Genomic DNA, 14,952 nt, shown 5'->3' on the forward strand with positions numbered 1-14,952 from the left:
GAGTGTAGTTCGCTACCGGCCGTGTTCGTCCGCGAGCGTCGCCAACGCGGCGAACTCTTTCGGAGCCATGTTGCCGGCGCGCTTGCGGAGCACGTCCTCGTCGGCCGCCTCGACGACCGCCTCGGGGTCCGAGAGGCCGGAGATGTGCGCCGTGTTGCGGATGCCGTTTCGGATGGTCTTGCGCCGTTGGGTGAAAAGCGCCTTCACGAAGTCGAGGAAGAACGACTCGTCTTCGACCTCGTAGTCGGGCGCGCGAGGCGTCACGCGGACGATTGCGCTCTGTACCGCCGGTTTCGGGGAGAACGCCTCCCGCGGGACGGTTTCGACCACCTCCACGTCGCCGTAGTGCTGTGCGCTCACCGAGAGGCGGCCGTAGTCGTCGGTTCCGGCGTCGGCGGCCATCCGTTCGGCGAACTCCTTTTGGAACATCAACACCAGCGGTCGCCCCCGCGGGAGCAACCGGAACGCTATCTCGGAGGAGATGCCGTACGGGAGGTTCGAGACGCAGGCGGTGAACTCCGGCAACTCGACCGAGAGGGCGTCGCCCTCCAGCACGGTCAGCCGGCCGCTCTCTACGTCCGCCGCGAACTCCTCGCGCAGGAACGCCGCCAGCCGGCGGTCCCGTTCGACGACGGTCACCCGGTCTGCGACGCGGAGCAACCGGTCCGTGAGCGCACCGGTCCCGCCGCCGACTTCGAGGACGTGCGAGGTGTCCGCGTCGTCGGGGAGGTAGCCGGGGACCCGGTCGAGAACCCGGTCGTCGACCAGAAAGTGTTGGTCCTGCTCGGGGTCCCCCCGGACGCCCGCCCGCCGGAGGAGTTCGTCGGGGTCTCGCCGAGGGACGCCCGTCTCGGCGTCCGGCTGCTGCTCTGTCATCGTTCGCCGTTTCGTCCGCGCGGGTGTAAACGTCTCGGGTCGCCACGTAGCGACGACTCGGCTCGGAAGAAACAGCCCGGCGCTACTCGTTGCGTCCGACGAACGTCTTGTACTTCAGGTCGTCGTCCCGCAGTTCCTCCATGATTCGCTCGACCAGCACGTCCTTCGGGTGGTGGAGACCGGAGACGCGTTCCTCTAAGTCCTCGAAGCTCTCGAAGGGCCCGCGCTTCCGTTCGTCGAGGATGTTGTTTCGGAGCTTCTTCCCGATGCCCGGAAGCAGGTTCAACTGGTGGAGCCTGAGGGTGATGGGCTGGGCGTCGTTGTAGAAGTCGACGAACCGGCGTTCGTCGTCCTCGACTATCTCCTCGACCACGTACTCCAGTTCGGCGTTGGCGGTGTTCGAGAGGTCGTCGTACTCGATCTCGTACAGCTCCTCCACCGCGTCGCGTTCGCCCGGCGGGCCGACGGCGACTCGGTCCCCGATACCGAGGCCCGCCTCCTCGTCGAGGCGGAGCTCGAACAGGCGGAAGTTGTCGATGCCGAGGGCGTACGCTAAGGGGGACTCGTCGTAACTGCGGCTATCCGCCTTGCCGTGAGCGAGGTAGTCCAAGATGACCGCGTAGCGGACGTCGGCGTCGCCGGTCGCCTCCGAGTCGGCGTCGTGAGACGAATCGTGGCCCGACGGGCCGTGCTCGCCGGCGTCGGCGTCTCCGCTGTCAGGGGGCGTCATGTCAGTAGATACGCCGACGGCGTATTTAAAAAGTTGGCCGTCTCAGGCGTACTTCGCGACCACGTTCAGAATCTCGTCGAGTTCGTCGCCGCTCAGGGCGTACCGCTGCTGCGCGTACAGCGAACGAAGTTCGTCTCGACTCTGCGGCAGCAGGTCCGCGATTTTGAACGCCGTCTCTTCGTCCACCTTCTCCAGTTCGAGGAGTTCCTCGACGAGTTCGCGCGACTCCTCGGGGTCGAGGACGGCGAATCGGTTGACGTGTTCGATGGCGCGTGCGAGTTCGTAGCGGATGTCGCGCTCTTCGTCCGCGGCGCGTTCCGCCTCGACATCCTGTAGGAGCGACTTGACCTCGGAGACGGTGAGGTACTCCTCGTCTACCTTCTGTTTGAAGATGGTCATCGGCGTGGGGCTTACTGCTGTGCGCGGAGGTGGGCGGCCTTGGCGATGATGGTCTTGTCCTTCCCACCGTCGTTGATCCGGACCTTGAACGCGCGGCCCTGCTTACCGATCACTTCGCCCGTGTGGCCGTTGAAGCGCGGGTGGAAGCGACCGCCTCGGACGCTGGGGTCGATTTTGAGGTGGACCTTCTCGCCCTCCTCGTACTCCTGAATCGCGCGCTGCGGCGGGGAGGTGCCGCGCTCGCGTGCGCTGTTCGAAAGCTTTCCTCGCGTGCCCTTGAGCGGACCGTTGGAACTCGGCATAGTTGTGAAGACGAATACAGTGGTCGAAGTTATAAAAGACACGTTCCCGTTCGGAGCGTGTGTCGAACCCACGTGGGCGCACGCCCTCGGCGGGGCGTCTCCGTCCGGACGGGAAGGAATTAGGGCGTCGTCCGTCGAAGGGGAGGTATGACCGACGACAGCGAGGAGCGAATCGAGACGCGCGCCATCCACGCCGGCCAAGACCCCGACGAGGAGACGGGTGCGCTCATGACGCCCATCTTCGCCAACTCGACGTACGTACAGGACGGCCCCGGCGACCACCGCGGGTACGAGTACTCCCGAACGGGCAACCCGACGCGGACCGACCTCGAAGCGAACATCGCGTCGCTCGAGGGCGGCGAGTACGGCCGGGCGTTCTCCTCGGGGATGGGTTCCATCAACACGGTGTTGAACCTGCTGGAGGCGGGCGACCACGTCGTCACCGGCGACGACGTGTACGGCGGGACCCACCGCATCTTCACGCAGGTGTACGAGGACTACGACTTGGAGTTCGACTTCGTGGACACGACCGACCACGACGCCGTCGAGGAGGCGATGGGCGAGGAGACGGAACTGCTGTGGGTCGAGACGCCGACGAACCCGCTCATGCGCGTCAACGACATCGAGGCGCTCGCCGACGTCGCCCACGAGTACGACGCCCTCTGTGCGGTGGACAACACGTTCGCGACGCCGTACCTCCAACGACCGCTCGACCTCGGCGCGGACATCGTCTCACATTCGCTGACGAAGTACCTCGGCGGCCACTCCGACGTGGTGGGCGGCGCACTCGTCACGAACGACGAGGAGTTGGACGAACGACTCGGCTTCTATCAGAACTCCGTCGGCGCGACGCCCTCGCCGTTCGACTGCTTTCTCGTCCTCCGCGGGACGAAGACGCTCCCCGTGCGGATGGACCGCCACTGCGACAACGCCCGCGAACTCGCGCAGTGGTTGGAGGACCACGACGCCGTAGACAGGGTGTACTACCCGGGACTGGAGTCGCACCCCCAACACGACGTCGCGGAGAAACAGATGGACGACTTCGGCGGCATGCTCTCTTTCGAACTCGACGGGACGCTCGAAGAAGCCTCCACGCTCGTCTCCGAGACGGAGGTGTTCACGCTCGCGGAGAGTCTCGGCGGCGTCGAGAGCCTCATCGAGCAACCAGCGGCGATGACGCACGCCGCCATCCCCCGAGAGGAACGCGTCGCCGCCGGACTGTCGGACGGACTCGTCCGCGTCAGCGTCGGCGTCGAACACGTCGACGACCTCAAGGCCGACCTCGAACGGGCGTTCGAGGCGGCGCTGTAGGCTCTCGCGGGTGTTCTTCGGAGCACGCCGAACACTTAAGCCTCCGAGAAACACGGAAAAAGATATTCTTTCGGCGCGTGTACGTCCGGCTATGGCACAAGAGTACGCGACGGGGACCGAAGCGCTTCCGAAAGAAAGCGAGACGACGCACGCCGAGGTGGACGTTCCGCACGGGGAGTCACACTCCGACGCGACGCACCCCGACGTGACCCACATCGCCGAGCAGTTCGGCGCGGGTGCCTCGATCGCGGTACTCGTCGGCGCTCTCGCCGGCGTCGCCGCGATGGCCGTCCTCGGCACGTCCGCCGGGGCGGCACTCGTCATCGCCTCGGGTATCGGCCTGATACTCGCTCCGCTGGCGGGTATCGCAGTTACGGAACGCGGAGAATAGGTCGGCGCGCGAACGCCGTCCTCGCGCCCTTAGATACGGCCGACGTTCTCGACGGAGACGCTCTCGACGTCGTCGACGCCGTTGAACGCCTCTTCGACGGCTTCCGTGCCGCCCGCGTCGTCCGGGACGATGACCGTCGGGAGAAGCGCGATGAGACCGAACGCGACGTTGTCGCGCTCGAAGCCGTTTATCTTCGCGCCCTCGGGGAGGGACTCCTCCAGACGCTCTTGGAGTTCGTCGAGGTCGATTTCCGGGCTACTCGGCATGACCTTGAGTTTCGCAGCGACCTTTCCCATCGTTCTAGGGTCCCATGAAGCCGCAGTCGGGGCACTCGTAGAGGTTACTCTGCTTGCGGCACTTGGAACAACGCGAAATTTCGTGGCCGCACTCCGGGCAGTCGAACGTCGCGGCGGACATGCCGGAGATGTTGATGCCACAGGACACGCACTGGTGGGCGTGTCGCTGTTCGGACTCGCTCATGTAGTCGATAAAGCCGTCCGCGACTTTTAACGGTTGTCTTTCCCGGTCACCCGACGAGAACCGGACCGACGAGGACGCCCATCAGGTGGACGCGCCGCGCGCCGAACCGCGGCGGCAGGAGGCCGACGACGGCGGCGACGGCGAACGCGCACGCGCCGAGGAGTCCGGCGAACAGGAACGAAAGCGCCCACAGGAGCGCGAGCACCGAAAGCGAGAGCCGCCGGTGGGAGAACGACCGGGCGAGGCGGAGGTACCGGTCGCCGAGGAAGGGGACGAGGACCGCGCCCGCACCGCCCGCGAGGACGACCACCGAAAGCAGGCCGGACAGTCCCAGCGGAACGCCGCCGGACGCGGCGGATGAGAGGGCGACGGTGACGCCGTTTCGCGGCGCGCCGACGACGGCGAGTGACCCGACGGCGAAGACGGCCGTCGCGGTGTCGGCTCCGCTGGTCGCGACGAGGTACGCCCGGTCCGTCGCTTCCCCGGCGTTCGGTGTCGCGCCGCCGCTTCCGCCGAGTGCCAGCACCGCCGCGACGCCCGCGGAGACGCCCGGCAGGTAGCCGACGAGGACGCCGCCGCCGACGCCGGAGAGCGCGGAGCGAGCGACGACGCCCGGCGAGAGGCCGACGCTCGCGGCCGCCTGCGGGGGAATCGGCCCGGACGCGTCCACCGAATCGAGGACGACCGGTGCGCCGAACAGCCCGGCGAAGAGCGGTGCGAGCATCGACGCCGCGCCCGCGGGGGCCAACGGACCGCCCGCCGGGAGGTCGAGCGTCAGAAACCCGAGGGCGGCGGCGAGGAGGAAACAGCCGACGCCCGCGACGCGCGCCCGACGGGTGGGTTCGGCCCACACGAGGAGACAGACGACGGCAGCGAGCAGGACCGGAAGCCACGCGCGGAGCAGGTGCGACCACTCCGAGACGAGATGCGAGAGGGGGACGGAGAGCGGAACGGCGACGCAGAGGGCCGCGATGCTCCCCAGCGCCGACAGCCGGAGCGCCTCCGTCCCGCAGCCCGCGAGGACGAGTCGGTGCCCCGGAAGCGACGCCGGGGCCGTCGCCGCGTCGGGGACGCCGAGGACGAGTCCCGGCACCACGTCGAGGAACGTGTGGACGACGCCCGCGGCGAGAATCGCGGCGGCGACGGCCGTCGGCGGCCCCGGGAGCGACGGCGCGGCGGCGGCGAGGGCGAGGGCGAACGCGTTGGCGTGCAGGCCGGGGACGAGTCCGCTCACCGACCCGAGGGCGACGCCGCAGAGGGCGAACGCCAGCGTCGTCGCCGCGGGCGCGGCGGAAGCGGTCGCTGACGCGAGTGCGGTCGCCGCCGGTTCGAGCGTCGACGCGGGCATCTCGGCGGAGTGGCCGCCCTATCGTATTTGAACGTTCGCGGCGGGAGTAACGCAGATAGCGAGCGCCGCGCGGCTAGCGTGGCTGGCGCGTCGCCGCGGACGGCGCGGTGGCCGTCGCTGGCGGGATAGGGTCGAAAGAAATGCGGATTCTGAGACGATTCGAGGCGTCGGTGAGAACGCTCGGGAGCGCCGGAGTTACCCGAAGAGCTCGCCGAGGCCCTCGCCGGACTCTTCCTCTTCGTCGTCGTCTTCGGCTTCGGCCTCGTCCTCGTCGGCACCGGCCTCGTCCTCGTCTTCGTCGGCGGTCTCGACTTCGCCACCGGCGCTACCGCCCGACGCGGGCGCGGGAGCGGCGGCGGCCGTCTCGACGGCCTCCTCGATGTCGATGTCCTCCAGCGCGGCGACGAGCGCCTTGACGCGGGATTCCTCGACGTCCACACCGGCGGCATCGAGCACCGCGGTGACGTTGTCTTCGTTGATCTCTTCGCCCGACTCGTTCAGGATGAGAGCTGCGTAAACGTATTCCATTGTTGAATTCCTCCGTTGTTATCCGAACATCGCTCCGAGACCCTCGCCGCCGTCGCCGCCGTCTTCGTCGTCGTCGTCGTCGGCTTCGGCGTCAGCCTCGGCTTCTTCTTCTTCGTCTGCCGATTCCTCTTCTTCGTCCGTCTCGGGCTGGGCCGCGGGGGCCTCGACGCCGCGGAGTTCCTCGGGGAGGGCCTCCTCGTCGTCGATCTGAGCCGCGAGCGAACGGAGCTGCGCGTCGGCCTTGGCGACGAGGTCCGGCATGAGGTCCGGGTCCTCGATGGCGGCGAACAGGCCGAGGGCCTTGGCTTCGCCGGTCGCCTTGGCGAGCAGCGCGGACGCGGTCTGGTCCGTCGGGTAGACCGCGTTGATAGAGAGGTTACGTGCGCCGGCCGCGGCGGACTGGATGTCCGCGCGGTACTCCTCGACGTCGATGGCGAGTTCGTCCGGCTCGAACAGAACGCCCTCGGAGAAGACGCCGCGGAGGTCGAGACCGACCTCCTTCGGCTCGATACCGAGTTCGCTCAGCACGTTCGCAAGGTCCTCGGAGACGACCTCGCCCTCGTCGAGGACGTGGGAGTCTTCGGTGACCTTGATCGACCCTTCCATGATGCGGGCGTTCGCGCCGACCTGCTGGAGTTCGCCGACGAAGGGACCCGGGTCTACGCCCGTGTCGCCTTCGGGGATGACGATGTCGTTCGGCGCGACTTCGCCCGCGTTGATGGGGGCGGGCGTCTTCGACGCTTCGAGTTCCTTGTACAGGGCGAACGGGTTGTCGTTCGTCCCGATGAGTGCGACCTGCCCCTCCACGTAGTCGACGAGGTCCTCCAGACCGTCGTCGACCTCTTCGAGAGCGCGGACGGTCAGCGTGTTCCGGCTCATCCGGACTTCGGCGCTGCCGTGGAGCTCCCGCCGCATCGACTGCAGCTGGCGGCTCGGGATGCCGGCGACGTCGACGACGCCGACCGAGGAGTAGCGTTCGAGGAAGTCGGTGAGTTCACCGACCTCGATGCGCTTCCACTCGGGGATGGTCTCCGTCTTGCGGACGGACTCGGACTCGCTCATGCGGGCACCTCCACGGACGGACCCATGGTGGTCTTCACGTAGATGCCGTCGATGTTGAGCGGGCCCTTTTCGAGGTCCGCTTCGAGACGGCGGATGATGACGTCGATGTTCTCCGCGATTTCGTCCGAGGACATGTCCTCCGCACCCACTCGGGTGTGGAACGTCCGACGGTCGCGACTGCGGAGCTGGACCGTGTTCTTCATGCGGTTTACGGTCTCGACGACGTCGTCGTCGGGCTGGAGTGGCGTCGGCATCTTACCGCGAGGACCGAGGACGGTACCGAGGTACCGACCGATGTCCTGCATCATGCTGGCTTCGGCCACGAAGAAGTCGGTCTCGTCCGCGAGGTCCTTGGCGGCGTCGGTGTCGTCACCGAGGTCCTCGAGGTCGTTACCGTCCAGTACTTGGTCAGCGGCGTCCTCCGCGCGGAGCGCGGTTTCTCCGGTAGCGAACACGACGATCTGTGTGTCCTGGCCGGTACCGGATGGAAGAACGACGCTTTCGTCGACACGCTGCGACGGGTCGTTAAGGTCTAAATCGCGCAGGTTGATTGCGAGGTCCACCGTCTCACGGAAGTTCCGCGGGGGGGCCTCCTCAAGTGCGCGAGAGACTGCGTCAACTATCGTATCTGCCATTATTCACCTCCGTAGTACGCAGGATTGCTCCTACGGGTCAGTGAAACAGGCTACTGCCTGCCTCGTACGACGCGAGGAGAGTTTCGGCCTTAAGTCCGTCGAAGCAATCGCCCCCGAACGGCGGCTTTTGCGGCGGAAACGCCCGTTTCCGTGTGAACGTCCCGCACGTCGAAACGGCGGTGGACGAACGACGACGGCGGGCGGGAGACGGCGGACGGAATCGCAGACGGCGGACGGAATCGCAGACGGCGGACGGACCCGTCGCTATCGGGGCGTCGTTCCGAAGAGAAGAACCGCTCGTAGTCCCGAGCGAGCAGAGAGCGTTACTCGTCGGCGAATACGTCGTCGTACTCGCCGTCGTCGATGCGCTTCTTGAACTCGCGCGGGTTGTTGCCTTCGATGGTGACGCCGAGGGACGTACACGTCCCGACGACTTCCTTCGCCGCGTTGAGCGAGTCGTACGCGAGGAGGTCCGTCGACTTCTGGTCGGCGATCTTCTTCACCTGGTCGGCGCTCAGGTCGGCGACGAAGTCCTTCTGGGGCTCGCCGGAGCCGGTTTCGAATCCGGCCTCGTCCTTGATGAGCTCCGCCGTCGGGGGGACGCCGACTTCGATGCTGAAGGAGCCGTCGTCGTCGTATTCGACGGTGACGGGGACCTCCATGCCGTCGAAGGCAGCGGTCTCGTCGTTTATCTCCTGCACGACGTCTTGCACGTTCACGGGCGTCGGCCCGAGCTCGGGACCGAGCGGCGGACCGGGATTGGCCTGCCCGCCGGGAACGAGCACTTCGATAGTTCCAGCCATACCTCAAAGGACCAATCCGCGACTTTTAACGGTTTTCTTTCGGTCGAAGGGCCTGTCACGCCGACACAGGGTGTCGAGCGGCGGCGGAAGAGCGCGGTCCGAACGGCCGACGCGTGCCGTTCGACGCTTCGACGGACGACGCGTCCGACGCCGACGCCTCAGAGTTCGACTGTGAACGGCGCGGCGTCGGCGGCGGAGTCCGCCATCGCGCCGAGAAGCGTCGCCACGCCGTCTAAGTCCTCCGTATCGACGACTTCGACGGGCGTGTGCATGTAGCGGTTCGGGACACCGACGTTCAACGAGGGGATGCCGCCTCGGGAGGTGTAGAACGCGTCGGCGTCCGTCCCGGTGCGGACGCCCGTCGCCTCCAGTTGGACAGAGACGCCAGCCTCCTCGGCGGCGTTCCGCGCGAGGGCCACGACGGACGGATGGTTCGCGCTCCCGCGGCAGACGACCGGTCCGCCGCCGAGTTCGACGGGGCCGGTGCGCTTGCCCGGCACGTCGGGGTTGTCCGTCGCGTGCGTCACGTCCACCGCGACGACGGCGTCCGGGTGGAGGTCGTAGCCGACCATCTTCGCGCCCTGTACGCCGACCTCCTCTTGGACGGTGCTGACGGCGTACACCGTCGCCTCGGCGTCGGACTCGACGGCGTGACGGAGGCCCGCCGCGGCGGCCCACGTCCCGACGCGGTTGTCCATCCCGCGGGCGGCGACGCGCGTCCCGTGCAGGTCGCGGACCCGCGTCTCGACGGTCACCGGGTCGCCGACTTCCACGAGGTCCGACGCCTCCGCTTCGCTCTCCGCGCCGATATCTACGAACTGTTCTTCGATGTCCTCGTAGGACTCCTCGCTCCCGTCCCGGAGGTGAATCGCCGTCTGGCCGACGACGCCCGGGACGCCCTCGTTTTCCGCCGCCGCGTCGCCGTCGCCCGCGGTGTGGACCGTCACGTGTTGGCCCTGCGAGACGGTTCGGTCCGCTCCGCCGATGGGGCCGATGCGGAGGAAGCCGTCGTCGGTCACGTCGCGGACGATGTAGCCGATTTCGTCGGCGTGGCCGGTGACGGCTATCTCCGGGGCATCGTCGGCCCCCTCGTGGACCGCGACGGCGTTGCCGTAGGCGTCTACCCGCACCTCGTCCGCGAACTGTTCGACGTAGTCCACCCAGACGCGTTGCCCGCGGGTCTCGAACCCGGAGGGACTCGGCGTCGTCAACAGGTCCTCGAGGAAGGTTCGTCGCTCGTCGTCCATGCGCGACGGTTCGAAGAAACAGCGGATTAACGCACCGATCGGGCACAACCTCTAATACACTTGTCGGCGTAGTGATATCGCTATGGTAGACATCACACTCTTCGAGATTAATCTCCCAGAGGGCACTTCGTTCAGCGCGAGTAACATGGCACCGCTCATCGGCGGCCGCGGAAAAGACGAGGGCGAGAAGTCCGACGACGAGACGTCGTCCGGCCTCGAAATCGGCGGAATCAGCAAGTCCGACTCCGAGTCGGAGTCGGACGCCGACTCCGGGCCCGAAGTGAAGTCGCTGTCCGGCGACTCGGAGTCCCAGTCCGGCGGCGACGCCGGGTCCGACTCGTCCGGCGGCCGCGGAAAGGCCGCGCCCCTCCTCGGGTTGCTCCTGCTTGCGGCCCTCGCGGTGGCCGCGCGGACCATGATGGGCGGCGGCGACGAGGACGTCGAGGAGTTAGAGGAACTCGACGACCTCTCGGAGATGGACGTCGAGGCGGGCGAGTAAGCCGCTCGCGCGACGCCGACATCCGGGCTTTTTTCGACGTACTGACGATTCAGCGCCGACCCCCACCGAACGCGGTCGGATAGCCTTAAGCGGCGGCCGAGAAATCCCACGAACATGACCGTCTCCAGCGCTCCCGGGAAGGTGTACCTGTTCGGGGAGCACGCAGTCGTCTACGGAGAACCCGCGGTCCCCTGCGCCGTCGAGCGACGGGCAACCGTCAGCGTGGAGGCGCGCGAGGACGACCGCATCCGAGTCGAAGCCAGCGACCTGAGTCTCGACGGGTTCACCGTCGAGTACGGCGGCACGTCCGACGGGAGGCCGGACGTGGACGTGCCCGCGTCGCTTCTCGACGCCGCGACGGGGTACATCGACGCGGCGGTCGAACAGGCGCGCGACGCCGCCGACGCGCCCGACGCCGGATTCGACGTGATAATCGAGAGCGACATCCCCCTCGGGGCTGGCCTCGGATCCTCGGCCGCCGTCGTCGTCGCCGGCATCGACGCCGCGACGCGGGAACTGGGCGTCCCCCTCGACAGGGAGGAACTCGCGGACAGGGCGTACCGCGCCGAGTACGAGGTGCAAGACGGCGAAGCGTCCCGCGCCGATACGTTCTGCTCGACGATGGGCGGGGCCGTCCGCGTCGAGGGCGACGACTGCCGCCGCATCGACGCTCCGAACCTGCCGTTCGTCGTCGGATTCGACGGCGGGGCGGGCGACACTGGCGAACTCGTCGCGGGCGTCCGCGCCCTCCGCGAGGAGTACGACTTCGCCGCCGACACCGTCGAGAGCATCGGCGACATCGTCCGCCGCGGCGAGGCCATCCTCGCGGAGGCGGACCCCGAATCGGACCCGACGGCCGACCTGCTGACGGAACTCGGCCGCCTGATGAACTTCGACCACGGCCTCTTGGAGGCCCTCGGCGTCTCCTCGCGGACGCTGGACAACATGGTGTGGGCCGCCCGCGAGGCGGGCGCGCACGGCGCGAAACTCACCGGCGCGGGCGGCGGCGGATGCATCGTCGCCCTCGACGAGACGCGGGAGACGCAGACGGCGCTTCGATACACCGCAGAGTGCGAGGACGAGTTCCGCGCGGAACTCGACAGAGCGGGCGTCCGCGTGGAGGAGGCGTAGATGGGGCGGTCCGACCCGTCTGACTCGCCCGACGCGACGCCCTCTCCGGTCGTCCTCAAACTCGGCGGGAGCGTCGTCACGGAGAAAGAGTCCCCGGAGACGTTGGACGAGGACGCACTCGACGCCGCCGTCGCGGCCGTCGCGGACGCCGAGGTGGAGAGCCTCGTCGTCGTCCACGGCGGCGGCAGTTTCGGCCACCACAACGCGGAGAAACACGGCGTCAGTTCCGCCGCGGGGACGCGCGACGCCCGCGGAATCTACGAGATTCACGACGCCATGCGCCGCCTCAACGACGCCGTCGTCGGCCGCCTGCAGGACGCCGGCGTCCCCGCCCTCCCGGTCCACCCCCTCTCCGTCGGCGCGCGGGACGGCGACGCCGCCCTCTCGTTCCCCCTCGATTCGACGGCGGCGATGCTCGGCGAAGGGTTCGTTCCGGTCCTCCACGGCGACGTTCTCGCTCACGCGGGCGAGGGCGCGACGGTCGTAAGCGGCGACGAACTCGTGACGCGACTCGCCCGCGGCCTCTCCGCCGATAGAGTCGGCCTCTGCTCGACGGTTCCGGGCGTCTACGACGAGAACGAGGAGGTCATCCCCGAGATAACGGCGTTCTCGGACGCCGCCGACGCCCTCGGCGAGTCCGACGCGACGGACGTGACCGGCGGGATGGCCGCGAAGGTGCACGCACTGCTGGAACTCGGCGCGCCGGCGCACGTGTTCGGCCCCGACTCCTTATCTGCGTTCCTCGCGGGCGAGGACGCCGGCACCGTGATTCGCGGGTAGCGCGCCCGACTACGAACTCGATTTTCGACTCTTCTCTCCCCTCACCGAGGCGCAGAGTGCCGCGCCGACGACGCCGGGACCGAGGACGACGACTTTTAGACGTTTATCGGCCACGTTGGGGACGAGTGCATCTGCCGGGATGAGGAGGACGGCGCGAAAACGCGCGAGAGACGGTCGCTAGACGGTTCCCGGTTCGGGCGACGCAGTTATACTTTTCGTATACCAGTTGTATCTATGTCCACGATAGCCACGTTTACCGTTCCTGCTGGCGCCTTTCCGCTCGGACACATCTTCGAATCGTTTCCCGAGATCACCATCGAAATCGAACAAGTCGTACCGGTAAACGATTCTATCCTCCCCTATTTTTGGGTACGCGGAGAGCCTGTCGAACACGTCCGAAAGGCCCTCGAAGAGAGAGGAGCGCTCGAATCGTACACGCTCATCGACAACCTCGGCGACCAAGGTCTGTTCCGCGCCGAGTGGAATCCGGATGTCGAAGGGATACTCACCGGGATCATAGACGCAGAACTGACAGTAATCTCCGCGACGGGCACCGAGGACGAATGGACGTTCGAATTTCGAGACGAGGACACCGCTCCAATCGCGGAGTTCCAACAGTACTGCGCCGACCACGGCATCGACGTTACGTTAGGACACATTCACTCGGTCGGAGCGCCAACCGACGAAGGAGCGTACGGTCTCACGACGGAACAGCGAGAAGCCGTACTGCTCGCCTACGAGAACGGCTACTATACGACACCGCCGGAAACGAATCTCGGTGAACTGGCGGAGGAACTCGGGATTACCCATCAGTCGTTCTCTGACCGACTTCGACGAGGAGTACACAACCTTATCGAAGAAACGCTCGACGTGGCGTAACTACCTGTCTTCCTTTTAAACCCGCTGCATATACTGCCTCGAGAGTCAACCGAATAGGACGCCTATGGAGCAGTAGCTACTCTCAAATGACTGAGCCTACTGAAACTGCATCGGCGAAGTCGCACACTGCCGAGAAAAACGCCGGAGCGACGTACTCTATTCGGGAAACTGAATCGGTCACCGAAGCTGTCGTCCGAGCCGTTAGTGCAGAGAAAGAACGCCACCCGCTGGAGATGGAACCGCTCTACTCGGTCATCGAAACTGACGCTCTCGATACGCTGTTCGCATCACAGACGAACGGCAACCGACGGATGTCGAACAGAAAAGTCGCCTTCAGGTACAGCGGATGTGACATCTGGGTCACGGAGAACAGAGAAGTACTCGTCGCGAAGAGCGAGGCAGAGTAGATGTACCGACTCGATTGCAAACGCCGCGGAAGTAGAGTACCCGGAATGCGGCCGCGATAACTCTCACTGCGCTTAGAACGTCTGTCTTCCGGAGAACAGCGGAAAGACGTGTGAGACCGTGGTTTTCGCTATCAGTCCGAGGTGGCTCACTGCGTTCGCACCCCGGACGGAGCATTTCGAGCGGTTCAGTTTCGCACTCGGCTCTGCATAACGGAGTCACCGTATCAATTCCCGCTGAGAGCGGAGGGACGAGCGCATTCTCCGGTGTCGGTCCAAACCCCGTTCAGATGTCCACTCGCAGGCCGTCGCGGGCGAACCGCACGTCGCCGTCGTACGCCGACCCGATGGAGTCCAGCATCTCCTCGTGTCGTCCCTCGGTGTGGGGGTAGAGGTGGGTGAGGTACACTCGCCCGATATCCCGGCCCGCCAGTACCTCGCCCAACTGCGACGGCGTCGGGTGGTTCGAGACGTCCACGTCGTCGGGGAACGAGCAGTCGTGCGCGAGGGCGACCGCGCCGTCGGCGAAGTTCGCCAGTCCCTCGAACGCCTCCGAGTCGCCGGAGAAGACGAAATCTCCCTCCTCGCCCTCGAACCGGTAGGCGAGACACTGAATCGAGTGCCGCGTCTCCGTCGCCTCGATTTCGAAGCCGGCCACCTCGAACGACCCGGCCCCCGCGGTCACCTCCCGGACTTGCAGGTCCACGCGGTCCTGCAGGTAGTCGTAGACGTCCAAGAGGTCGTCCACGAGCGACTTCGTCCCCTCGGGGCCGACGACTTCGAGGTGTTCCTCGCCGGCCAGCCATCTGGCCTTCAGCAGGGGAATCAGGTCCGCCACGTGGTCGAGGTGGTGGTGGGTCAGGAGGACCGTCCCGACGCCCTCGTAGCCCGCGTCGGTGGCGCTGAGGCGGCCGAGGACGCCGCTTCCGCAGTCCACCAGCAGCGTCCGGCCGTCCGATTCCAGAAGGAGGCCCGTCTGGGCGCGGTCCGGCAGGGGCATCGCGCTCCCGGTTCCGAGAAACGTGACGCGCATACGGCCGTCTACTCCCACCGCGCGGTTAGGCGTTCGGGGTTACGCCGACGGACGCCGTCCCGTCGCCGAGGAGGGCGTCTTGCGGACCCCGAGACGCGAGCGTCGACTGCGTCT

The 14,952-nt window shown here is 66.8% G+C and carries 20 protein-coding genes; 7 read left to right on the top strand and 13 right to left on the bottom strand.

The features are described 5' to 3' along the window. Nucleotides 1-12 precede the first annotated feature (12 nt). From BLS11_RS04845 to BLS11_RS04860, 4 genes are all read right to left on the bottom strand, one after another. Nucleotides 13-876 (bottom strand): 16S ribosomal RNA methyltransferase A, encoded by an 864-nt coding sequence (locus tag BLS11_RS04845; protein ID WP_092533736.1) that lies wholly within the window; start codon nucleotides 874-876, stop codon nucleotides 13-15. Between the two features lie 82 nt (nucleotides 877-958). Then, nucleotides 959-1,606: a DUF655 domain-containing protein gene (locus BLS11_RS04850; protein WP_092533739.1), complete on the bottom strand. Its 648-nt coding sequence runs from the start codon at nucleotides 1,604-1,606 to the stop codon at nucleotides 959-961. Between the two features lie 42 nt (nucleotides 1,607-1,648). Further along, nucleotides 1,649-2,005: an RNA polymerase Rpb4 family protein gene (locus tag BLS11_RS04855; protein ID WP_092533742.1), complete on the bottom strand. Its 357-nt coding sequence runs from the start codon at nucleotides 2,003-2,005 to the stop codon at nucleotides 1,649-1,651. An 11-nt stretch (nucleotides 2,006-2,016) separates the two neighbouring features. Then, entirely contained in the window at nucleotides 2,017-2,307 is a 291-nt protein-coding gene (locus tag BLS11_RS04860; RefSeq protein ID WP_092533746.1) for a 50S ribosomal protein L21e, read from the bottom strand. A 147-nt stretch (nucleotides 2,308-2,454) separates the two neighbouring features. On the opposite strand from BLS11_RS04860, the gene BLS11_RS04865 reads away from it, so the two are divergent. Beyond that, on the top strand, nucleotides 2,455-3,618 hold the full coding sequence (locus tag BLS11_RS04865; RefSeq protein WP_092533749.1) for a cystathionine gamma-synthase: 1,164 nt from the start codon (nucleotides 2,455-2,457) through the stop codon (nucleotides 3,616-3,618). Between the two features lie 91 nt (nucleotides 3,619-3,709). Continuing rightward, entirely contained in the window at nucleotides 3,710-4,009 is a 300-nt protein-coding gene (locus BLS11_RS04870; RefSeq protein ID WP_092533752.1) for a glycine zipper domain-containing protein, read from the top strand. A gap of 29 nt (nucleotides 4,010-4,038) precedes the next feature. Here the strand turns inward: BLS11_RS04870 and BLS11_RS04875 are convergent, their stop codons facing one another. From BLS11_RS04875 to BLS11_RS04910, 8 genes are all read right to left on the bottom strand, one after another. After that, nucleotides 4,039-4,305 carry an elongation factor 1-beta gene (locus BLS11_RS04875; RefSeq protein ID WP_092533755.1) on the bottom strand — a complete coding sequence of 89 codons (267 nt, stop codon included), beginning with the start codon at nucleotides 4,303-4,305 and terminating at the stop codon, nucleotides 4,039-4,041. A 4-nt stretch (nucleotides 4,306-4,309) separates the two neighbouring features. Then, a complete protein-coding gene (locus BLS11_RS04880) occupies nucleotides 4,310-4,489 on the bottom strand; it encodes an HVO_2753 family zinc finger protein (RefSeq protein WP_092533758.1) in 180 nt (59 codons plus the stop codon). Between the two features lie 46 nt (nucleotides 4,490-4,535). Further along, the gene (locus BLS11_RS04885; RefSeq protein WP_092533761.1) at nucleotides 4,536-5,837 is read right to left on the bottom strand and encodes a tripartite tricarboxylate transporter permease; all 1,302 of its coding nucleotides are present in this window, start codon (nucleotides 5,835-5,837) and stop codon (nucleotides 4,536-4,538) included. Between the two features lie 195 nt (nucleotides 5,838-6,032). Continuing rightward, the gene (gene rpl12p, locus BLS11_RS04890) at nucleotides 6,033-6,365 is read right to left on the bottom strand and encodes a 50S ribosomal protein P1 (protein ID WP_092533764.1); all 333 of its coding nucleotides are present in this window, start codon (nucleotides 6,363-6,365) and stop codon (nucleotides 6,033-6,035) included. 18 nt (nucleotides 6,366-6,383) lie between these two features. After that, nucleotides 6,384-7,427 carry a 50S ribosomal protein L10 gene (locus BLS11_RS04895; RefSeq protein WP_092533767.1) on the bottom strand — a complete coding sequence of 348 codons (1,044 nt, stop codon included), beginning with the start codon at nucleotides 7,425-7,427 and terminating at the stop codon, nucleotides 6,384-6,386. Beyond that, entirely contained in the window at nucleotides 7,424-8,062 is a 639-nt protein-coding gene (locus BLS11_RS04900) for a 50S ribosomal protein L1 (RefSeq protein WP_092533770.1), read from the bottom strand. Before BLS11_RS04900 ends, BLS11_RS04895 begins: the two co-directional genes overlap by 4 nt. A gap of 323 nt (nucleotides 8,063-8,385) precedes the next feature. Then, nucleotides 8,386-8,865: a 50S ribosomal protein L11 gene (locus tag BLS11_RS04905; protein ID WP_092533773.1), complete on the bottom strand. Its 480-nt coding sequence runs from the start codon at nucleotides 8,863-8,865 to the stop codon at nucleotides 8,386-8,388. A 158-nt stretch (nucleotides 8,866-9,023) separates the two neighbouring features. Beyond that, nucleotides 9,024-10,112: a M20/M25/M40 family metallo-hydrolase gene (locus BLS11_RS04910; RefSeq protein WP_092533776.1), complete on the bottom strand. Its 1,089-nt coding sequence runs from the start codon at nucleotides 10,110-10,112 to the stop codon at nucleotides 9,024-9,026. A gap of 82 nt (nucleotides 10,113-10,194) precedes the next feature. On the opposite strand from BLS11_RS04910, the gene BLS11_RS04915 reads away from it, so the two are divergent. The 5 genes from BLS11_RS04915 (at nucleotide 10,195) to BLS11_RS04935 (ending at nucleotide 13,808) form a co-directional block, all read left to right on the top strand. Next, nucleotides 10,195-10,611 carry a hypothetical protein gene (locus tag BLS11_RS04915; protein ID WP_092533779.1) on the top strand — a complete coding sequence of 139 codons (417 nt, stop codon included), beginning with the start codon at nucleotides 10,195-10,197 and terminating at the stop codon, nucleotides 10,609-10,611. A gap of 114 nt (nucleotides 10,612-10,725) precedes the next feature. Continuing rightward, nucleotides 10,726-11,742: a mevalonate kinase gene (gene mvk / locus BLS11_RS04920; RefSeq protein WP_092533782.1), complete on the top strand. Its 1,017-nt coding sequence runs from the start codon at nucleotides 10,726-10,728 to the stop codon at nucleotides 11,740-11,742. Further along, complete coding sequence (locus BLS11_RS04925) at nucleotides 11,743-12,522, top strand: isopentenyl phosphate kinase (RefSeq protein WP_092533785.1); 780 nt, start codon at nucleotides 11,743-11,745, stop codon at nucleotides 12,520-12,522. A 234-nt stretch (nucleotides 12,523-12,756) separates the two neighbouring features. Further along, nucleotides 12,757-13,401: a helix-turn-helix domain-containing protein gene (locus BLS11_RS04930; RefSeq protein ID WP_092533789.1), complete on the top strand. Its 645-nt coding sequence runs from the start codon at nucleotides 12,757-12,759 to the stop codon at nucleotides 13,399-13,401. Nucleotides 13,402-13,487: 86 nt separating this feature from the next. Then, nucleotides 13,488-13,808 (top strand): DdfA family disk-determining factor, encoded by a 321-nt coding sequence (locus BLS11_RS04935; RefSeq protein WP_175454374.1) that lies wholly within the window; start codon nucleotides 13,488-13,490, stop codon nucleotides 13,806-13,808. A 283-nt stretch (nucleotides 13,809-14,091) separates the two neighbouring features. Here BLS11_RS04935 and BLS11_RS04940 read toward each other — a convergent pair whose 3' ends face one another. Continuing rightward, nucleotides 14,092-14,838: an MBL fold metallo-hydrolase gene (locus BLS11_RS04940; RefSeq protein ID WP_092533792.1), complete on the bottom strand. Its 747-nt coding sequence runs from the start codon at nucleotides 14,836-14,838 to the stop codon at nucleotides 14,092-14,094. Nucleotides 14,839-14,952 lie beyond the last annotated feature (114 nt).

The sequence above is a fragment of the Halopelagius longus genome (assembly GCF_900100875.1).
Lineage (GTDB): Archaea > Halobacteriota > Halobacteria > Halobacteriales > Haloferacaceae > Halopelagius > Halopelagius longus.